Source organism: Acidovorax sp. FW305-C-20-28 (assembly GCF_058783375.1).
Genome location: NZ_JBYSYM010000014.1, coordinates 102801 through 121108, shown reverse-complemented (window position 1 = coordinate 121108; position 18308 = coordinate 102801). Strand labels below are relative to the sequence as shown.

Here is an 18308-nt window from a genome sequence, read left to right as displayed (position 1 = left end):
TGAAAGCGCTATGACAAAATGGAATAGCGAAACATCATGGAGGAGATCGCATGCAATCCAGAACACCCCGTCCCCATCGATTCCTGGCCGCCGGCCTGGCCACCACCCTGCTGCTGGCCCTGGCGGCCTGCGGTGGCAGCGACGAGGGCCCATCCATCCGGGTCCAGGGGGCGGTGGACAGGGTCGGCAACTACGACACCGCCGCACTGCAGCGCCAGCCGGCGGTCACGCAATCGGTCACGTTCACGAGCGGCAGCGGAAACCAGTCGCGCACCTACACGGGCGCCACGCTGTGGTCGGTGCTGAACGACGCCGGCATCACCCTCGATGCCACCAGGAAGAACGATGGCCTGAACCGCTATGTGCTGGCCACGGGCAGCGATGGCTACCGCGTGGCCTTCGGCCTGGGCGAGATCAACCCCGAGTACGGCAACAAGGCCAGCGTGCTCGCCTATGCCGAGACGCAAAGCGGCACTTCGGGCCCACTGGCCAGCGCCGATGGCCCGTTCCGCGTGACGGCGCCCGGCGACGTGAAGGGCGGGCGCTATGTCTCCAACCTCGTGCGGCTGGAGGTACGGGCATCGGGTTCCACGGGTGCAGGAACAGGCGGCGGCGTATCGAACAGCTTCGCGGTCTCGGGAGCGGTGACCAAGCCGGCCAGCTTTGACCTGGCCACGCTGCAGGCCCTCCCGGCCAGCACCGTCACCGTCTCGGGCACCACCTACACCGGCGTGAACCTGTGGACCCTGCTGAACAGCACCACCGGCCTGAAGACCGATGCTGCGGCCAAGAATCCCACGCTGGCCATGGTGGCCGTGGCCACGGGCAGCGACGGCTACAAGGCCCTGGTGTCGCTGGGCGAGATCGACCCGGGCTTTGGCAACAAGGCCGCGCTGGTGGCCTACGCCGCCAACGGCGAAGGCCTGGGTCCCAACGGGGTGGCGCGCCTCATCGTGCCGGGCGAGATCAAGCAAAGCCGCTCGGTCTCGAACCTCACCCACATCGAGGTCATCACCGCCGCCCCCTGACCAGGGATGGGCCCTCAGCGCACCGGCGCGCCACCCGGGGGCACAGAGGCCCCGCGGCGCGCCCAGAGCGAGGAAAGCGCCTTGCCGTAGAGGATGAACACCAGCGCCGCACCGATCAGCGGCAGCGCGGCGTAGACCCAGCCCGTGAGCAGCTCGCCGCCCAGCGCCACGCCCACGAACAGGGCCACGGCCGGGTTCACGAACGAATAGCTGCCGGCCAGCGCAGCCGAGGTGTTCTGCAGCAGCCACAGGTAGGCATTGAGCGCCACCAGCGTGCCAAAAAACAGCAGGTACACCCAGGCTGCCCAGGACTTGGCGCTGACCTGGCCCAAGGCGCTGACCGGCTCGAAGCACAGCGCCACCACCAGGCCCATGGCCCCGCCCGTGAACCACTGCGCGGCCGAGGCCATGGCCGGTGCCGGCAGGGACAGGCGGCGCGAGGCGTAGGAGCCGATGCTCCAGCACAGCGGCGCGCCAAAGGCCAGCAGTGCGCCCAGCCAGGTGGCCGAGAAATCGCCTTCCAGCGCCAGCAGCAGCGCGCCCACCACGCCCAGGGCCAGGCCGATCCAGCTGGTCACGGGCACGCGCTCGCCACCCCAACGCGACCACAGGGCCAGCCACATCGGCATGGTGGTGACCACCGTGGCCATGAGGCCCGAGCCGATGCCCATCTTCTGCGCAAAGCCCATGAGGTTCATGGCCAGGAACACCATGCACCCGCCCACCACGGCCGAGTTGCGCCACTGCGCGGCCGTGGGCAGGGCGTGGCCCTGCCACAGCGCCACCGCCAGCATGATGGCCCCGGCACAGAGGAAGCGGATGGCGTTCATCAGCAAGGGAGGCATGGTCTGCACCGCGATGCCGATGGCGAAATAGGTGGTGCCCCAGACGATGTACACCAGCAGCAGGGCGATGGCGATAGCCCACACACGGCGGTTGCCTGCTTGCGCATTGAAAAATGTCGGCATATTCTTCACCTGACCGGAAAATTTATGGAAATCACTGGGATTTCGGAATTTTTACCAAATTCATGCGCTTATGCAAGCAAATATTCAGACAGATGAGATAGACGCCAGAATTATTTCTGCCTTGGGCACCGATGGCCGACGTTCATACGCCGACGTCGGGGCCGAAGTGGGCCTGTCGACGGCCGCGGTGCATGAGCGGGTGAAGAAGATGCTGGACAAGGGCGTGATCCGCCGCTTTTCGATCAGCGTGGACCACGAGCGCGTGGGGCTGAACTTCACGGCCTTCGTTGCCATCCGCAACGATGGCGGCATCCACTGCCGCGATGTGGCGCCGCGCCTGCGCGCCATGCCCCAGGTGGAGGAGCTGCACAGCGTGGCCGGCGAATACGACTTCCTGGCCAAGATCCGCACCACGCATGCGCGTGCGCTGGAAGACGTGATCTATGAGATCAAGGCGATTGCGGGCGTGGCCCGCACCACCAGCACGGTGGTGCTGAACACCGAGTTCGAGGACCGCCCCTTGGACCTCAACTGGATGAATGAGAAGAGCACCCCCTGAGTCGCTTCGCGCCTTCCCCCTCTCTCATATTGCTTCGCAATCTGGGAGGGGGACGCTCCCAGCGCGGCGGGGCGGCCCTTGCGCGGGAGCACTGGCCTTGGCCGCGCCACTTTCATGCGCCGCGATGAACCATTGAGATGTCAGATGGCGATGCCCACTGCGGCATTGCGCACCGCGCGCACCAGGCTGTAGACCGTGAGGGCCGAGGTCTTGGGGTTGGCGGCCAGGGGCAGGTTCTCCATCTGCAGCTCCAATCGGCCGAAGGCGCCACGCGCGATCACGGCGTGCACATTGCGCGCGACGCCCGGGTCGGCGACCAGTTCCACCTGGGTGCGGTCCAGCCCCAACCCCGCCAGCGAGACCGTGGCCGCCACATTGGCGTTCTTGGGGAACTGCCGGGCGGCCTCGCGCGCGCTACCACGAAAGATCACCTGGGGCGATGCCAGGCGGGCGAGGTCGAATGCCTGCTCGGCCGGCGTACCGGTCCAGCTCAGCGGCGGCTTGCGCCCCACGTAGACCACCTCGTCGAGCCCGCCGAAGCGCGCCGCGGCCAGGGCATCGATGGCGCCGATGGCGCCGGACACCAATTGCAGCCGGGTGCCGCCTTCCTGCGCGGCAGCCTCCAATTGCGCGAGCAGCTGTGCATCGTGCAGGGCACCGACCGAGGCCATGGCGCAGGGAATGCCCGCCCGCAGCGCCGGCAGCACATGGGCCAGCACCGCCGCATGGCCCGCGCACTCGACCACGAGATCTGGACGCTGCCCCGGCCCGAGGTCCAGCGTGTCGGCCACGCGCACCTGAGGCGCGAGTGCCGCGCAGGCCGCCTGGGCGGCATCGAGGGAGGCTGGGGACACGACGACCTGCGCGAGCCGCACACGGTCGTCACCCGCCAGTTCGCGTGCCAGGGCCTCGCCGATGGCGCCGAAGCCGACCACGGCGAGCGAAAGCGGTGTATGGACCCGCGTCATGTCGCGGCCGCCGTGTTCGGAAAATGCTCGGCACAGCGCGCATGCCAGCTGCGCCAGTCGCGGCCCGGGTGCACCTCGCCGCAATGGGCGCAGGTGCGCTCGGCCGGCGCCGAGTCGTAGAACGCGGTGTAGGTGCGCGGCAGGTCTTCGACGATGCTCGTGAGCTGCAGCTCGCTGCGCACCACCAGGCCGCCGCAGGCGGCGCAGTACCACTCGAAGGCGTCGATGGAGCCCACGGGCCGGTTGCGCTCTACCACCGTGCACAGGCTGCCCGGCTCGGGCCGCTGGGGCGAATGGCGCACGTGCGCAGGCAAGAGGAAGATATCGCCCTCGCGCAGGTGCACGCGCTCGAATTGGCCGCGGTCGGCGATCAGCAGCGAGGCATTGCCCTTGAACTGGTGGAAGTACTCCTCGTACGGGTCGTCATGGAAGTCGGTGCGCTCGTTGGGGCCGCCCACCACGGTGCAGACCAGGTCGGCGTTCTTCCAGATCTGCTGGTTGCCCACGGGCGGCTGCAGGCGCGCGCTGTGGGCATCGAGCCACTGCTGAAAGTTCAGGGGCTTGCTGTAATGGTCGTAGGCCACATCGGCCGGCTGGTAAGACATGGGAACACTCACTTTCGGAACACAGAAAACCACCGCGCGAGCAGGCCTTGCAGCCTGCGCCACGGAGAAAGGGGAGGAGGCCGTTGGCCGCCGGGCACGCCCAGCACCCGGCCAAAGCGCTCGAAGAACTCTTCGCTGAGTTTGCGCGAGCTGGCTTCGACCAGCCGGTTGCCGAACTGCGCCAGGCGCCCGCTGAGCTGCACCTGCACCCACCAGTGCAGCACCGTGCCGCCATCGGCCGTGGGCTCGAAGCGCACCCGCGCCGTGCCCTGGCCGCTGCCCAGCGCGCCGGCCTGGCCCACGAAGACCATGGTCAGCGACCGGGGGGGCTGCAGGTCGCGCAGCGTGACATCGCTCTGGAAGCGCACGGAGAGTGGCCCCAGGCCGACCTTGACCGTGGCCTCGTACTCGCTGGTGCTGCGCTGGGCCAGGGCCTCGCAGCCCGGGATGCTGGCCTGCAGATTCCGCGGGTCGAGAATGGCCTGCCAGACACGCTCGGGCGATGCCGCCAGCAGTTGGCGACCGCCGAAGCCGTCCTTCGGGATCTCATCGGCGCTAGGTGATGCGGGTACCCCCGCGACGGACGGCGCCAACGGCGCATGCCGTGGCAGCGCCTCGCCCGTGAGGGCCGCCACACAGCGCCGTGCCAGCACCCCGGCCAGATGGCAGCGGTAGTCGGCCGAGGCATGCAGGTCACCCAGTGCCGTGAGGCCATCGGGCGTAACGGCCGACAGGGCCGCCAGGCCGAACTGGCCGCCCAGCGCCTGCTCGGCCCCGGACCAGCGCGTGATGCCCATGCCCAGTCCGGTCACGGCCACCCGCACCTGCCCAGGCCCGGCGTGCGCCACGGCCACGCCCACGAGCGCAAAACGCGACGCCGGCTGCTCGAACTTGAGGTAATGCAGCCCCTGCAGCCGGGGGAAGCGCACACCGACGATCAGCTCGCCCGGCTCCAGCGCCGTGCTGTACAGGCCCTGGAAGTAATCGTCGGCAGCGATCTCACGCCGCGCGGTGACGATGGTGGCACCTGCCGCCATCACCCCGGTGGGCCAGCAGGCCGCGGGGTCGTTGTGCGCCAGCGAGCCGCCAATGGTGCCCATGGCACGCACCTGCGCATCGGCAATGCCGCCGGCCAGGGCCGCCAGGCCGGGCGCGAAACCGCGCACCGTAGCGCTGGCCGCCACGCTGCCATGCGTGGCCATGGCGCCGATCCAGAGCGTTTGCGCGCCGTCCGGTCCGGTTTCCACGCGGATGTCGCGCAGGCCCGGCACGTCCTGCAGGTCGACCAGCACCGACGGCGTGGCCATGCCCAGCTTCATCGCCGCCAGCAGCGACTGGCCGCCGGCCAGCCAGCTGCGGCCGCCTTCCTGCGCGGGGGCCATCAGCGCCAGGGCCTCGGCCAGCGAGGCGGGCCGTTGAAAATCCAGCGTGTTCATGCCCACTCCGTCCCGCGCATCGCGGCCAGGCCTTCACAGACTGCCTTCACGATGCCCTCGTAGCCCGTGCAACGGCACAGGTTGCCGCCCAGGGCATGGCGCACCCAGTGCGGGTCGATGGGTTCCACCGCGGCCTCGGGCTCATCGGCCAGGGCCACCGCGCGCATGAGAAAGCCCGGCGTGCAAAAGCCGCACTGCAGTGCATGGTGCCGGCTGAACGCCTGCTGCATGGGGTGCAGCCGGTCCGGCGCCTGCGCCAGGCCTTCGACCGTGCGCACGGCACGGCCCTGCACCTGCAGGGCCAGCACATTGCAGGACTTCACGGCCCGGCCATCCACCTGCACCGTGCAGGCACCGCACTGGGCCGTGTCGCAGCCCTGGTGGGTGCCGCGCAGGCCCAGGGGGCCACGCAGGCAGTCCACCAGCAGCGTGTTGGCTTCCACCTGCACACTGCAGGCGCTGCCATTGACCTGCAACCGGATCGGCATGCACTGGTTCATGCGGCTGCGGGCTTCAAGCCAGGCGCAGGCCGCAACCTGCAAAGGCTTCGCGCGTGGCGGCCAGTTCGGCCTCGGTCATGTTGAGCAGCGGGCGGCGCACCGGGCCGCCGTGCTGGCCCAGCAGCTCCTGCCAGGCCTTGCCATGGGCCTGCGGTTTGCCGGCGGGCTTGCTGGCACGAAAGGCGGCGCGCACGGGCTCCAGGCTGTCGCGCACCTTGCGTGCCTCGGCATGCTGGCCGGCAAAGGCGAGCCGCGTGTATTCGTTCATGCGCTGGTCGACCTTGGTCTGCAGCAGGAAGGGCGGCGTGGAGCACAGGTAGAGTTTCCAGTTGAGCTCGATGATGTTCTCCAGCCAGTCCTCCTCGGACGGGTTGCTCACCTGGATCTTGTGCCCGGCCAGCTCGGTCAGGCGCTTGTAGCGCGCGCGGTCGGCGCTGTACTTGATGGCCACGATGTTGGGCAGGTCGGCGATGCGGTTGCACAGCTCCGGGCTCATGGTGTAGCCACAGTCGGGGTGGTTCCACATGGCGATGCCGATGTCGAGCTGCTCCGACAGGTAGCGGTAGTACTCGTAAATGGTCTCTTCGGTGTCGGCACCGAAGTGCAGCACCGGGCTGTGCACGATCACGTAGTCGGCACCGGCGTTCGCCGAATGGCGCGCCAGGTCCAGCACCACATCGAGGTTGGTGTCCGAGCACGAGGTGATGATGCCGCAGCGGCCGATGCCCCCACGGTTGCCCGCGGCCTGCGCGGCCTCCACCGACAGGGTGATCAGGCGCTTGCGCTCCTCGATGGACATGGCAAAGAACTCGGCTTGCTTGCCCGCGATGAACAGGCCGCCCAGGTTCAGGTCGCGGATCCAGTGGTCCATGTTCTGGCGCAGGGCCTTCTCGTCGATGCGCAGGGCTTCGTCGAAGGGCGTGAGGTTGGCGGCCCAGACACCGGTGAAGTGCTCGCGGGCGTATTCCTTGGCTTCAGACTTCTTGTAATCCATGGTGTTTTCCTTTCAAGACATGGAGGTTCAGAGGCTCCGGCCGCTCATCGCGCGCCAGAACTGTTCGGAGGTGAGGGGAAACTGCAGCGGGCATTCGCCCAGCGGCGCCAGCGCATCGCGCGCCGCATTCATCAGCGCGGCCGGCACGCCGATGCAGCCGGCCTCGCCCACGCCCTTGGCGCCCAGCAGGTTGTGCGGGCTGGGCGTGGCAAAGCTCGCGATGTCGATGGCGGCCGGCATGTCGTCGGCGCGCGGCGCGGCATAGTCCATGAGCGATCCGGTCACGAGCTGGCCCGCGCCGTCGTAGACCAGGCGCTCCAGCAGGGCCTGGCCCAGGCCCTGCGCCAGGCCACCGATGAGCTGGCCCTTGGCGAGCTCAGGGTGGACGATGTGGCCGGCATCGTCGGCCCAGGTGATCTGCTCAATGCTGGGGCGGCCGGTGTCGCGGTCCACGGCCATGCGCGCGATCACGCAGCCATAGCTCCAGGCCTCGCCGCCCGTGAAGCGCGTGCTGGCCGAGAGCGGCAGCGCTTCGCCCGCCGCGCGCCGCACCTGCAGCTCCCGGCAGGCCTGCACGATGGCACTGCCTGCCAGGGCCGTGCTGCGGCTGGCGAGTGCGCCCACGCCGGGCGGGCACAGTGCGGTGTCGCCATAGACGACCCCGACCTGCTCCGCGTTCATGCCCAGCGCCTCGCCGGCAATACGGGCGTAGGTCGTCGCATGGCCCTGGCCCTGCGCCGGTGATCCGGTCGCCACGGTCACGCGGCCATCGGCGTGCCAGTCCACGCGCGCAGACTCCCAGCCCACGCCGCAGGGCTCGACATACAGCGCCATGCCGATACCTACCACCTCGCCGTCGGCGCGGCGCTGCGCCTGCAGCGTGCGCTGTTCTTCGTAGCCAAAGCGCTCGCAGGCCAGCTCCAGCGCGCGCCGGTAGTCGCCGCTGTCGAAGACTTCGCCGGTGGGCGTGGTGTAGGGCATGTCGGCCGCTTCCACCAGGTTGCGCCGGCGCAGCTCCACCGGGTCGATGCCCGCGGCACGCGCGGCCTGCTCGACCAGGGTCTCCATGAGCAGCGCGGCCTCGGGGCGGCCCGCGCCGCGGTAGATGGTGACCGGCGCGCTGTGCGCCAGGCCCGCGCGGCCCTGCACATCGAGCTGCGACACGCGGTAGGGCCCGGGCAGGATGCGCGCCGTGTTGCGCAGCGGCACCACGGCCGAGAACGGTAGCCAGGCGCCCAGCGTGAACTGGAGCTCGGCCTGCAGGGCGGCAAAGTGCCCTTCGGCCGTGACCGACAGGCGGCCCGCGAGGCGCGCGCCCCGGCCGTGCATGCCCGAGGTGAACTCATCCGAGCGCGAGGAAATCCAGCGCACCGAGGTCTCCATGCGGCGCGCGGCAAGCGCAATGGCCAGGTCCTCGGGGCACAGCGAAGACTTGGCGCCAAAGGCCCCGCCGACGTTGCCGGTGACAACGCGCACACGCTCAGTATCGTCCCAGCCAAGCGCCGCAGCGATGTCCGCCTGGGCACGCGACGGGGCCTGGGTTCCCAGGTGCACGGTGAGGCGCGCAGGCGCGTCGCCATGCCACTGCGCCACCATGCCGCGCGGCTCCATCGACAAAGCCAGCACGCGTGGCACATCGAGCGTGGCGCTGGCCTCGCAGGCCACCACAGGGGCGGAACGCGGCCCGGCCACATGGTGCGCCACCTGCGTCACTGGCAGGGCACCGTCAAAGTCCGTCACCGGAGCCAGTGGCTCGATGTCCAGCTGCACCAGCAACGCCGCCTGCTGCGCCGCAGCCAGGGAGCGCGCCAGCACCAGCGCCACCGGCTGGCCCACATAGACCACCTCGCCGTGGGCCAGCGGTTCAATGGGGGTGACCGGGGCCACGGGCAGCAAGGGGTTGGGCGGCGGCATGTGGACCCGGCGTTCCCCCTGCGCATCCACCAGGTTCTCTGCGGTCAGCACGGCGACCACGCCCTCGGCCTGCGCCGCGGCCCGGGCATCGATGCCCAGCAAGCGGCCGTGCGCCAGTGGCGAGCGCACGAACACCGCGTGCAGAGTGCCTTCGGCCGGCACATCGCCCGTGTACTGGCCGCGCCCCATCAGCAGGGCGGTGTCTTCTCGGCGAAGGGGTGTGAAGGCCGTGTTCAGCATGGGTCGGATTAGACCGACGCCCCCTTCGCCGGGCAATCGCATAATTTTGAAAGACTTTGAAGTTTGCCGACACAATCGCACCATGGACCTGCTGGACAACCCCTCCAACCTCAGCCTGCGGCAGCTGCGTGCCTTCTGGCTTGTCGCGCACGAAGGCACCATGACCCGGGCGGCGGCGCGCATGCACCTGACCATCTCGGCGCTGTCCATGCTCGTGCGCACGCTCGAAGAGGAGCTCGGCGTGCGCCTGTTCGAGCGCACCACGCGCCGCATCGAGCTGACCGAGGCCGGCCGCCAGTTTTTGCCCACGGTGCGCGACGTGTTCTTCGCACTCGACTCGGGCCTGCAAACCTTGCAGGAAAGCAAGCGCCGCAAGAGCGAACGGCTGTCGCTGGTGACCTCGCCGCTCTTGGCAGCCAGCCTGGTGCCCGAGGTCATTGCGCGCTTTCGCGAGCAGTTCCCCAACGTCACCGTGACCCTGGTGGACGCGCCCGTGGACCAGGTCGTGGCCCATGTGCGCGAGGGCAAGTCGGACTTCGGCATCTGCACCGCCGACCTGGCCTCGACCGACCTGGTCTCGCAGGTGCTCTACAAGGACACGCTGGTGCTGGCCTGCAGCCCCGACCACCCGCTGGCCGAGCGGCGCGAGGCCAGCTGGGGCGATCTCACGGACCAGAGCCTGATCCTGCTCACGTCCAACACCGGCCTGCGCCGGCTGGCCGACCAGACCCTGGGCCAGCTCACGCTGCGGCTCAAGCCGGCTTTCGAGGTGGCGAACATCCAGACCGCCGTGGGCCTCGTGGCCGCGGGCCTGGGCATCTCGGTGCTGCCGGCCTACAGCCTGTCGCGCGTGGATGGGCAGCGCGTGGTCTCGGTGCCGCTGACCGACCCCGTGGTGACGCGCGAAATCGTCGCGCTGTGCACCCGCGCGCGGCCATTTTCAATGGCCGCTGAAGCATTCTTGAAGCTGTTCACAAAATACGCGGACCAGACCACGATTTAAGCGGCTTTTCGATCGGTTTTGCTGGTGTTGCCTCTGTTCAGCGCGGCAGCGCGCCAGTACAAAAGTAAGGCGCCCTCACACGTCCCGGCGCACACACAAGGAAACCGATCCATGAAACCCCTTTGCGGCGCCAACCCCTTCCAGGCCTCTTCCTCCCCCGTGTCCCGCCGCCAGCTGCTGGCGCTGGGTGCCGGCAGCACCGCTGCCTGGCTGTACGCCACACCGTCGCTGGCCAACACCTGGCCGTCCAAGCCCGTCAAGGTCACCACGGCGGCCTCCACCGGCAGCGGCCCCGATGTGTCGTTGCGCCTGGTGACCGAGCAGCTCGCGCGCCGCTGGGGCCAGCCGGTCATTGTCGACAACAAACCCGGCGGCAACGGCGTGGTGGCCTTCAATGCGACCCGCAGCGCGGCATCGGACGGCCACGAGCTGATCCACCTGGACAGCACCATGCTGACCTCCAATGTGCACCTGTACAGCCGCCTGCCCTACGACCCGCAGCGCGACTTTGCCCCCATCCGCCCCACGCTGCAGACCGACTTCTTCGTCGCCGTGGCCAAGGACAGCCCCTTCAAATCGGTCGACGACATCGTGCAGGCCGCCCTGGCCGCACCGGACCGTGTCACCTACGGCTCCTGGGGCCTGGGCAGCCCGGGCCACCTGGGCGCACTGCGCCTGCTGGCCGCCACCAACACGCGCATGACGCATGTGCCCTACAAGGAAATTCCCCAGCTGTTCGCCGCCGTCGCCACCGGCGAGGTGCAGTGGGCCCTGGGCAGCATCGCCAGCGCCGGGCCGATGGAGAAGTCGGGCCGCATCCGCTTCGTGGGCGTGGCCGCGCCGCAGCCTTCGCCGTTCGCCCCCGGGGTTCCCGGCATGGCCGGCTCGGCACAGGCCAAGGCCTTCGTGGCCAATGCCTGGTTCGGCCTGTTCGCGCCACGCAACACGCCCAAGCCGCTGCGCGACAAGATTGCGGCGGACATCACCGAGATCCTGGCCACGCCGGACATCGCCGACCGCTACCGCAACCTGGGCTACAACCGCTTCGACCAGAAGCCTGACGAGTTCGGCGAGTACATTGGCCGCGAGACCCAGCTGTGGGGCCGCGTGATCACCGAAGCCAAGCTCAAGCTCGACTAGGCGGAGCGGCCGGCACAAGAACAACGGAGACGGAACGAAGATGATTGCACTCAAGGACATCAGCTATGTGCGCCTGGGCACGCGCGACCTCGATGGCGCCTGCCTCTACGCCAACGACATCCTGGGCCTGCGCGAAGGCCAGCGCTACGGGCCGCCGCGCCATGGCAGGGCCGTGGGCTTTCGCAGCGATGCGCGCGAGCAGACACTGGTGTACTTCGATGGTGACCCGGCGGACCATACGACCGGCTTCGAGCTTTCCTCCATGGCCGAACTGCAGTCCGCCGCCGCCGAGCTGGAGCGACTGGGCCACGCCGTGCGCGAAGGCCGGCCCGATGAGTGCGAGCAGCGCCGGGTGCAGGCCTTCATCGGCTTCAACGATCCGAGCGGCAATGCCATCGAGCTCGCCGTCGCGCCCTTCCACAGCGGCGTGCGTTTCTTCCCGACGCGCGACACGGGCAACACCGGCTTCTCGCACGTGGGCCTGCGCAGCACCGACCCGGCGCGCGACGAGCGCTTCTGGACCACGGTGCTCAGCGCCAAGGTCAGCGACCGCATCGGCGCCGCACCGCTCCTGCGCATCGACGAGGTGCACCACAAGATCGCGCTCTTCCCCTCCGCGTATGCCGGGGTGCAGCACATCAACCACCAGGTGGCGTCGATCGACGACCTGATGCGCGCCTGGTACCTGCTGCAGTCGCGCGGCATCCGCGTGGTGTTCGGGCCGGGCAAGCACCCGACCTCGGGCGCCATGTTCCTCTACTTCGAGGGGCCGGACGGCATGGTCTATGAGTTCTCCAGCGGCGTGCGCATGGTCACCGACCCCGATGCACCGCCGCGCCAGTTCCCGTTCCACCCGACCTCGTTCTGCATGTGGGGATCGGTGCCGGATATTCCGGAATTCCGCTAGGGCCTGGCTGAGACCTGCTCCATCAGCGCCAGGTAGTGCGGCAGCGGCGGGGTGGCCCGCCCCGGCACCTTGGCCAGGTCGTCGTAGCGGCGCAGGCGAATCGCCTCCTGCGCAAAAGGCTGTTCGGCAAACCGGGCGCATTCGACCAGGCCATAGGCGCCGCCCTGTAGCTCCAGGCTGTGCTGCGATGCGGGTGAGAGCGCAGCCCAATAGCCTGCATCCACCGCGCACAGGTAGCGCTTGGCGTCCACATGCATGCGGATGGGTTCGAGAACCGCATCGGGCAGCACGCCACGCAGGAACGGCAGGGCCACGTACTGGTGCAGGTCGTCATGGCGCGGCGCGCGGGCCTCGTGCTCGGCGGCGGCGGGCGCCAGCAGGTGGCCCAGGTCGTGCAGCAGGGCTGCAACCACGGTGGCCCCGGTCTCGCCGGCTTCTTCGGCGAGGTGCGCGCACTGCAGCGCGTGGTCGAGCTGGCTCACGGCCTCGCGGCCGTACTGCCTTTGCCCGCGTTCGGTGAGCAGCAGGGCGATGTCGTGCGGGGCCAGTGCCATGGCGTATCCCTAGATCATGGTTTTGCGGATGCGCGCCGACACCAGGTCGATCAGGCTCACGGTGACCACGATGATGAGCATCACCGCGCAGGTCTCGGCGTACTGGAAGCCGCGAATGATCTCCCACAACACCACGCCGATGCCGCCGGCCCCCACCATGCCCACCACCGAGGCCGAGCGCACATTGGCCTCGAAGCGGTAGAGCGTGTAGGAGATCCACAGCGGCATCACCTGCGGGATCACGCCATAGATGATTTCGTGCAGTGCGCTCGCACCGGTGGAGCGGATGCCCTCCACGGGCTGCGGGTCGATGGCTTCCACGGCTTCGGAGAACAGCTTGGCCAGCGTGCCCGAGGTGTGGATCCACAGCGCCAGCACACCGGCGAAGGGCCCCAGGCCCACGGCCACCACGAAGAGCATGGCGAACACCATCTCGTTGATGGCACGGCAGGCATCGAGCACTCGGCGCACCGGCTGGTTGATCCACCAGGGCGCGATGTTGGACGAGGCCAGCAGTGCCAGGGGAACGGCGCTCACCACCGCGAGCGCCGTGCCCCACAGCGCGATCTGCAGCGTGACCAGCATCTCCTGCACGTAGATGCGCCACTGCCCGAAGTTGGGCGGAAAGAACTCGGCCGCGTACTGGGCCATGTTGCCCGAGTCGCGGACCAGATCGAGCGGGCGCATGTCGGCGCCCTTCCACGATGCGGCCAGCACCAGCAGCAGGATGCCCCAGGACAGATACCAGGCGAGGCTGCGCTTGGGCGCCGCGGTGCCCGCCAGGGTCGCGAGCGAAGGGGTCAATGCGGAAGACATGGCAGGAACGGGCCGGGTGCGTTGCTTACTTCAGCGAAGCCAGTTGCTGGTCGATCTCGGCCAGGCGGGTCTTCTTGTCGGCGTCGGCCAGCGTGGTGTCACCTTCGATCTTGTTGCGCTTGCCGAACAGATCGAGCTGGCGGATGGGCATGAGCTGGGCATTGGTCGATGGCTTGAAGCCCGAGAGCTTGGAGATCTTCATCACGATCTCCTTCTCGCGCGCATCGGTCTTGGCGTAGTTGAAGAAGAAGTCCTTGATCTTGGCCTTGAGCGGCTCGGGCAGGTCCTTGCGCATCACCAGCGGATCGAGCGCAATCAGCGGCGAGGTCCAGACGATCTTCAGGTCCTTGAACTTCTCGGGCTGGCGCTCCTTGATCTTTTCGAGGTTTTCGCTGTTGTTGGTGGCCACGTCGACCTGCTTGTTGGCCACGGCCAGGGCATTGGTCTCGTGGTTGGCGCTGCGCACCACCTTGAAGTGGGTCTTGGCGTCGATCTTGTTCTGTGCAAAGGCGTAGTAGCCAGGCACCAGGAAGCCCGAGGTGGAGTTGGGATCGCCGTTGCCGAAACTCAGCGACTTGCCGTTCTTGAGCACATCGTCCAGCGTGGCCAGCGGGCTGTCCTTGTGCACGATCAGGTGCGAGTAGTAGCCCTGGGTGCCGTCGGCGTTGACCATCTGCGCGAACACTTCGCCGTTGGCGCGGTCCACGGCCTCCATGGCCGACTTGTTGCCCAGCCAGGCGACCTGCATCTTGTTGAAGCGCATGGCTTCGATGAGGCCGGCATAGTCGGAGGCGAAGAAGGCATTGACCTTGAGGCCGGTCTGCTTGGCCATGTCGTCCAGCAGGGGCTGCCAGTCGGCCTTGAGGTTCTGCGTCGCCTCGGTCGAGATCATGCCGAAGTTGATGTCCTGGGCGAGGGCGCCCGTCGTCAGCCCCAGGCCGAGGGCCAAGGCTGCGCACAGTTTCTTGAACATGGGTGGCTCCAGTGAAAGGAAAAACAGTCGGAAGGAACGCGCAAACGCGCAAGGGAATCGAAGAAGGCCTCAGGCGGCCTGCGCCAGGGGCTGCACCCAGCCATGGGCGGGCTGCTGCACGGGGGCGGCGGCAGGCACCTGCGGCAAGGCCGCTCCCAGGATTTCGTCGGCCTGCACGCCATAGAGTTCGCGCAGCAGCGCGGGCGTGAGGTCGGCCGAGGGGCCGTCGTAGACCACGCGGCCCTGGTGCAGGGCGACCACGCGCGGGCAGTACTTGATGGCCACGTCCACCTGGTGCAGCGAGACGATGACGGTGCTGCCGTCTTCGCGGTTGATGCGCGCCAGGATGTCCATGACCTTGCGCGAGGACTCGGGATCAAGCGAGGCGATGGGCTCGTCCGCCAGCACCACCTTGGCGCCCTGCACCAGGGTGCGCGCAATCGCGGCACGCTGCTGCTGCCCGCCCGAGAGCGTGGAGGCGCGCTGCGCATGGCAGTCGGCAATGCCCACGCGGGCCAGCGCCTCCAGCGCCAGGGCGCGCTCGTGCGGGCGGAACACGCGCAGCCAGCCGCGCCAGCGGGGCGTGCGGTGCAGCATGCCCACCAGCACGTTCATCATCACGGGCAGGCGGTCGACCAGGTTGAACTGCTGGAACACGAAGCCCACCTGCGAGCGCACCTTGCGGATGTCACGGTGGATGCGCCCGCCCTGCTGCACGCAGCGGCCGTCGACCTCGACCAGCGAGTGGCTGTCGCCATCGGCCACCACCAAGCCCGCCACATGGCGCAACAGGGTGGACTTGCCCGAGCCCGAGGCCCCGATCAAGGCCACCATCTCGCCGGCATGCACCGTGAGGTCGATGCCACGCAGTGCATGCTTGCCATTGGCGAAATGCTTGTTCAGTTGCTCTATGCGAAGGGCGATGGGCATGGCCGGCTCCAAGTCGTCTATACAAATGCAGTGTGAAAGCGCGCCGTGACAGTGCTTTGACAGTTGCGGGAAATTTGGATGTCAGAACACGTTCAGAGAACGCGCTGCCCCTCGCGCCAGACGCCGCGCACCACGGCCTGCTGCGCTCCGCCGGGCAGATCGACTAGGTGCACCTGCACCAGGTCGGCGCGCAGGCCGGGCGCCAGCTCGCCGCGGTCGGCCATGCCCGAGGCGCGTGCCGGGTTGCGCGTGACGGTGGCCACGGCCTCGGGCAGGGTGAGGATGCCGTCGTGCACCAGGCGCATCACGGCGCTCAGCAGGCTGCCGGGCACGTAATCGGACGAAAGGATGTCCAAAAGGCCCTGGCGCGCCAGCTCGGACGCCGCCACATTGCCCGAGTGCGAGCCGCCGCGCACCACATTGGGCCCGCCCATCACGGTGAGCAGGCCGCGCGCGTGCGCTGCCTGGGCCGCCGCCAGCGTGGTCGGGAACTCGGACATGCCCGCGCCTTCGGCATGGGCCTGCTCCACATGGGCCACCGTGGTGTCGTCGTGGCTGGCCAGGGCAATGCCATGGGTGCGGCAGTAGTCCACGAAATAGGCGCGGTGCGGCTCGGCATACTGCGCCTGCAGGGTGGCGGCATGCTGCACCTGGCGCTCGAACTTCTCGCTGCTCCAGCCCTTCTTGCCGGTGTAGTAGGTGCGCGCCTGCTCGATGTTCTCCCACTGGCGCTGGCCCGGGGTGTGGTCCATCAGCGAGATCAGCGACAGCCGCGGATGCCCGTGGAAGGGGCCGAACAGGTCGATGGTGTTGGGCGCCGGCAGCTCGCAGCGCACGTGCAGGTGGTGGTCGGCGCGCAGCAGATGGCGCTCGGTGCAGGTGTCGATGGTGTCGAGCACCTGGTTCCAGGCGCTGCCGCGCAGGCTCTCCGCATCGGCCTCGCCCACGCCCAGGGCGTCGAGCACGGTGGTGATGCCGGCCGCCGCAATCTCGGCATCGTGGGCCAGCAGCGCGGGCATCGCGGCCCATTGCACCTTGGGGCGCGGCATCAGGTGGCGCTCGAAGTTGTCGGTATGCACCTCAACCAGGCCGGGCAGCAGGTAGTCGCCGCCCAGGTCGATGCCCTGCAGCGCCGCCGTGCCGCCCGAGGCCAGGGCGGCGATGCGCCCGCCCTGCACCGAGAGCGAGCCCTGCACCACTTCGCCGGGCAGCACCATGCGGGCGTTGTGGAAGACCGCTGCGGTGCTCATGCGCCCACCCCGCGGAAATCCGCCACGTTCACGCGCCGCGTGGCCACGGCCGCGCCCACGTGCGCGTCGTGGAAGATGCCGACCAGCGCGGCACCGCGCGCCACGGCCTCGCGGACCAGGGCGATCACCGTGTCGGTGTTGGCCGCGTCGAGCGAGGCCGTGGGCTCGTCGAGCAGCAAGAGGGGCTTGGGCTTGATCATGTTGCGCGCGATGTTGATGCGCTGCTGCTCCCCGCCCGAGAAGGTGGCAGGTGGCAGGTGCCACAGGCGTTCCGGGATGCGCAGGCGGGTGAGCCAGGCGCGGGCGGTCTCGCGTGCCGCTTCCAGGGCGGCCTCGTCGTCGCCGGCGTCCTCGGCCAGGGGCTCGGCCACCACGTCGAGCGCGCCCACGCGGGGGATCACGCGCAGGAACTGGCTCACATAGCCGACGGTGTCGCGCCGCAGCTGCACCAGCTCGCGCGGCGTGGCCTGGGTCACGTCCACGGCCGGGCCGGTGGCCGGCTGCACGGTGATGCGGCCCGCATTGGCGCGGTAGTTGGCGTAGACCAGCTTGAGCAGCGTGCTCTTGCCCATGCCCGATGGGCCATCGAGCACCACGCATTCGCCGGGGCCGACGGCGAGGTCCACCTGGGCGAGCACGGGCAGCTCGATGCCGTTCTGGTGGTGCAGGGTGAAGCGCTTGGCCACGCCCTGGAGTTCCAGGATGGGCGCATTGGTGGGGGTCGTCATCATGGTTGCAGTACCGAGGAAACGAGGAGCTGGGTGTAGGGGTGCTGGGGGTCATCGAGCACCTGATCGGTCAAGCCCGACTCGACCACGCGGCCGCGCTGCATCACCACCATGCGGTGGGCCAGCAGCCGGGCCACGGCCAGGTCGTGCGTGACCACGATGGCCGCCAGCTGCATCTGCCGCGTGAGCTGGCGCAGCAGGTCCAAGAGACGCGCCTGCACCGAGACATCGAGGCCCGAGGTCGGCTCGTCCATGAACACCAGGCGCGGCCGGGTGACCAGGTTGCGGGCGATCTGCAGGCGCTGGCGCATGCCGCCGGAGAAGGCGCGTGGCGCGTCGTCGATGCGGCTGGCGTCGATCTCCACGCGCCGCAGCCACTCGGTGGCCGTGGCGCGCAAGCGGCCGTAGTGGCGCTCGCCCAGGCCCATGAGGCGCTCGCCCACGTTGGCCCCGGCCGACACGTCCATGCGCAGGCCGTCGGCCGCGTTCTGGTGCACAAAGCCCCAGTCGGTGCGTGCCAGCAGGCGCTGCTGCGCCTCGCTCATGGCCAGCACGTCCTGCAGCGCGCCGCTGCGGTCCTGGAAGTGCACGCTGCCCGCATCGGGCCGGGCGCGCGCGGCCACCGCGTTGAGCAGGGTGGACTTGCCCGAGCCGGACTCGCCGACCACGGCCAGCACCTCGCCGGGCCACAGGTCGAACGAGGCGTCCTGCAGCGCCACGCGCTGGCCGTAGCGCTTGCCGATGCCGCGCACACTGAGCAGAGGGGTGGGGGATGGAGAAAGGGTGGCGTCCATG

The 18308-nt window shown here is 69.0% G+C and carries 19 protein-coding genes; 5 read left to right on the top strand and 14 right to left on the bottom strand.

The window, feature by feature from the left end:
* Positions 1-50: 50 nt before the first annotated feature.
* The gene (locus AC3WOH_RS17430; RefSeq protein WP_492230542.1) at positions 51-1028 is read left to right on the top strand and encodes a molybdopterin-binding oxidoreductase; all 978 of its coding nucleotides are present in this window, start codon (positions 51-53) and stop codon (positions 1026-1028) included.
* A gap of 14 nt (positions 1029-1042) precedes the next feature.
* Here the strand turns inward: AC3WOH_RS17430 and AC3WOH_RS17425 are convergent, their stop codons facing one another.
* The gene (locus AC3WOH_RS17425) at positions 1043-1996 is read right to left on the bottom strand and encodes an EamA family transporter (protein WP_492230541.1); all 954 of its coding nucleotides are present in this window, start codon (positions 1994-1996) and stop codon (positions 1043-1045) included.
* A gap of 70 nt (positions 1997-2066) precedes the next feature.
* Here AC3WOH_RS17425 and AC3WOH_RS17420 point away from each other — a divergent pair, with 70 nt between their 5' ends.
* The gene (locus tag AC3WOH_RS17420) at positions 2067-2555 is read left to right on the top strand and encodes an Lrp/AsnC family transcriptional regulator (protein WP_322594045.1); all 489 of its coding nucleotides are present in this window, start codon (positions 2067-2069) and stop codon (positions 2553-2555) included.
* 140 nt (positions 2556-2695) lie between these two features.
* Here AC3WOH_RS17420 and AC3WOH_RS17415 read toward each other — a convergent pair whose 3' ends face one another.
* The 6 genes from AC3WOH_RS17415 to AC3WOH_RS17390 are packed head-to-tail and all read right to left on the bottom strand — an operon-like array spanning position 2696 to position 9212.
* The gene (locus tag AC3WOH_RS17415; protein ID WP_492230540.1) at positions 2696-3523 is read right to left on the bottom strand and encodes an aspartate dehydrogenase; all 828 of its coding nucleotides are present in this window, start codon (positions 3521-3523) and stop codon (positions 2696-2698) included.
* Positions 3520-4128: a 3-hydroxyanthranilate 3,4-dioxygenase gene (locus AC3WOH_RS17410; protein WP_492230539.1), complete on the bottom strand. Its 609-nt coding sequence runs from the start codon at positions 4126-4128 to the stop codon at positions 3520-3522. The genes AC3WOH_RS17415 and AC3WOH_RS17410 overlap by 4 nt, the downstream gene beginning before the upstream one ends.
* 8 nt (positions 4129-4136) lie before the next feature.
* A complete protein-coding gene (locus AC3WOH_RS17405) occupies positions 4137-5564 on the bottom strand; it encodes an FAD binding domain-containing protein (protein ID WP_492230538.1) in 1428 nt (475 codons plus the stop codon).
* Positions 5561-6052, bottom strand: coding sequence for a (2Fe-2S)-binding protein (locus AC3WOH_RS17400; protein WP_492230537.1), 492 nt, complete (start codon positions 6050-6052; stop codon positions 5561-5563). Before AC3WOH_RS17400 ends, AC3WOH_RS17405 begins: the two co-directional genes overlap by 4 nt.
* 25 nt (positions 6053-6077) lie before the next feature.
* Positions 6078-7058, bottom strand: a complete 981-nt coding sequence (locus AC3WOH_RS17395; protein ID WP_184859105.1) for a dihydrodipicolinate synthase family protein — start codon at positions 7056-7058, stop codon at positions 6078-6080.
* Between the two features lie 27 nt (positions 7059-7085).
* A complete protein-coding gene (locus tag AC3WOH_RS17390) occupies positions 7086-9212 on the bottom strand; it encodes a xanthine dehydrogenase family protein molybdopterin-binding subunit (RefSeq protein ID WP_492230536.1) in 2127 nt (708 codons plus the stop codon).
* Positions 9213-9294: 82 nt separating this feature from the next.
* On the opposite strand from AC3WOH_RS17390, the gene AC3WOH_RS17385 reads away from it, so the two are divergent.
* The 3 genes from AC3WOH_RS17385 (at position 9295) to AC3WOH_RS17375 (ending at position 12262) form a co-directional block, all read left to right on the top strand.
* Complete coding sequence (locus AC3WOH_RS17385) at positions 9295-10215, top strand: LysR family transcriptional regulator (protein WP_492230535.1); 921 nt, start codon at positions 9295-9297, stop codon at positions 10213-10215.
* A 111-nt stretch (positions 10216-10326) separates the two neighbouring features.
* On the top strand, positions 10327-11355 hold the full coding sequence (locus AC3WOH_RS17380; protein WP_492230534.1) for a Bug family tripartite tricarboxylate transporter substrate binding protein: 1029 nt from the start codon (positions 10327-10329) through the stop codon (positions 11353-11355).
* A gap of 40 nt (positions 11356-11395) precedes the next feature.
* Positions 11396-12262, top strand: a complete 867-nt coding sequence (locus tag AC3WOH_RS17375) for a VOC family protein (protein WP_492230533.1) — start codon at positions 11396-11398, stop codon at positions 12260-12262.
* Here AC3WOH_RS17375 and AC3WOH_RS17370 read toward each other — a convergent pair.
* The 7 genes from AC3WOH_RS17370 to phnK all read right to left on the bottom strand — a co-directional run bounded on the left by AC3WOH_RS17370 (position 12259) and on the right by phnK (position 18307).
* Complete coding sequence (locus AC3WOH_RS17370) at positions 12259-12816, bottom strand: phosphonate degradation HD-domain oxygenase (RefSeq protein WP_492230532.1); 558 nt, start codon at positions 12814-12816, stop codon at positions 12259-12261. The genes AC3WOH_RS17375 and AC3WOH_RS17370 overlap by 4 nt on opposite strands.
* A gap of 9 nt (positions 12817-12825) precedes the next feature.
* Positions 12826-13632, bottom strand: a complete 807-nt coding sequence (gene phnE, locus AC3WOH_RS17365; protein WP_492230531.1) for a phosphonate ABC transporter, permease protein PhnE — start codon at positions 13630-13632, stop codon at positions 12826-12828.
* 25 nt (positions 13633-13657) lie between these two features.
* Positions 13658-14605 (bottom strand): phosphonate ABC transporter substrate-binding protein, encoded by a 948-nt coding sequence (gene phnD / locus AC3WOH_RS17360; protein ID WP_492230530.1) that lies wholly within the window; start codon positions 14603-14605, stop codon positions 13658-13660.
* 69 nt (positions 14606-14674) lie between these two features.
* On the bottom strand, positions 14675-15535 hold the full coding sequence (gene phnC, locus AC3WOH_RS17355; protein ID WP_492230529.1) for a phosphonate ABC transporter ATP-binding protein: 861 nt from the start codon (positions 15533-15535) through the stop codon (positions 14675-14677).
* A 92-nt stretch (positions 15536-15627) separates the two neighbouring features.
* On the bottom strand, positions 15628-16785 hold the full coding sequence (locus tag AC3WOH_RS17350; RefSeq protein ID WP_492230528.1) for an alpha-D-ribose 1-methylphosphonate 5-triphosphate diphosphatase: 1158 nt from the start codon (positions 16783-16785) through the stop codon (positions 15628-15630).
* Positions 16782-17513, bottom strand: a complete 732-nt coding sequence (gene phnL, locus AC3WOH_RS17345) for a phosphonate C-P lyase system protein PhnL (RefSeq protein WP_492230589.1) — start codon at positions 17511-17513, stop codon at positions 16782-16784. The genes AC3WOH_RS17350 and phnL overlap by 4 nt, the downstream gene beginning before the upstream one ends.
* The gene (gene phnK / locus AC3WOH_RS17340) at positions 17513-18307 is read right to left on the bottom strand and encodes a phosphonate C-P lyase system protein PhnK (RefSeq protein ID WP_492230527.1); all 795 of its coding nucleotides are present in this window, start codon (positions 18305-18307) and stop codon (positions 17513-17515) included. Before phnK ends, phnL begins: the two co-directional genes overlap by 1 nt.
* Between the last annotated feature and the right edge of the window lies 1 nt (position 18308).

Coding starts and splice junctions, on each gene's coding strand:
- AC3WOH_RS17430 (WP_492230542.1), top strand. CDS start 51: ATGCAATCCAGAACACCCCGTCCCCATCGATTCCTGGCCGCCGGCCTG.
- AC3WOH_RS17425 (WP_492230541.1), bottom strand. CDS start 1,996: ATGCCGACATTTTTCAATGCGCAAGCAGGCAACCGCCGTGTGTGGGCT.
- AC3WOH_RS17420 (WP_322594045.1), top strand. CDS start 2,067: ATGCAAGCAAATATTCAGACAGATGAGATAGACGCCAGAATTATTTCT.
- AC3WOH_RS17415 (WP_492230540.1), bottom strand. CDS start 3,523: ATGACGCGGGTCCATACACCGCTTTCGCTCGCCGTGGTCGGCTTCGGC.
- AC3WOH_RS17410 (WP_492230539.1), bottom strand. CDS start 4,128: ATGTCTTACCAGCCGGCCGATGTGGCCTACGACCATTACAGCAAGCCC.
- AC3WOH_RS17405 (WP_492230538.1), bottom strand. CDS start 5,564: ATGAACACGCTGGATTTTCAACGGCCCGCCTCGCTGGCCGAGGCCCTG.
- AC3WOH_RS17400 (WP_492230537.1), bottom strand. CDS start 6,052: ATGCCGATCCGGTTGCAGGTCAATGGCAGCGCCTGCAGTGTGCAGGTG.
- AC3WOH_RS17395 (WP_184859105.1), bottom strand. CDS start 7,058: ATGGATTACAAGAAGTCTGAAGCCAAGGAATACGCCCGCGAGCACTTC.
- AC3WOH_RS17390 (WP_492230536.1), bottom strand. CDS start 9,212: ATGCTGAACACGGCCTTCACACCCCTTCGCCGAGAAGACACCGCCCTG.
- AC3WOH_RS17385 (WP_492230535.1), top strand. CDS start 9,295: ATGGACCTGCTGGACAACCCCTCCAACCTCAGCCTGCGGCAGCTGCGT.
- AC3WOH_RS17380 (WP_492230534.1), top strand. CDS start 10,327: ATGAAACCCCTTTGCGGCGCCAACCCCTTCCAGGCCTCTTCCTCCCCC.
- AC3WOH_RS17375 (WP_492230533.1), top strand. CDS start 11,396: ATGATTGCACTCAAGGACATCAGCTATGTGCGCCTGGGCACGCGCGAC.
- AC3WOH_RS17370 (WP_492230532.1), bottom strand. CDS start 12,816: ATGGCACTGGCCCCGCACGACATCGCCCTGCTGCTCACCGAACGCGGG.
- phnE (WP_492230531.1), bottom strand. CDS start 13,632: ATGTCTTCCGCATTGACCCCTTCGCTCGCGACCCTGGCGGGCACCGCG.
- phnD (WP_492230530.1), bottom strand. CDS start 14,605: ATGTTCAAGAAACTGTGCGCAGCCTTGGCCCTCGGCCTGGGGCTGACG.
- phnC (WP_492230529.1), bottom strand. CDS start 15,535: ATGCCCATCGCCCTTCGCATAGAGCAACTGAACAAGCATTTCGCCAAT.
- AC3WOH_RS17350 (WP_492230528.1), bottom strand. CDS start 16,785: ATGAGCACCGCAGCGGTCTTCCACAACGCCCGCATGGTGCTGCCCGGC.
- phnL (WP_492230589.1), bottom strand. CDS start 17,513: ATGACGACCCCCACCAATGCGCCCATCCTGGAACTCCAGGGCGTGGCC.
- phnK (WP_492230527.1), bottom strand. CDS start 18,307: ATGGACGCCACCCTTTCTCCATCCCCCACCCCTCTGCTCAGTGTGCGC.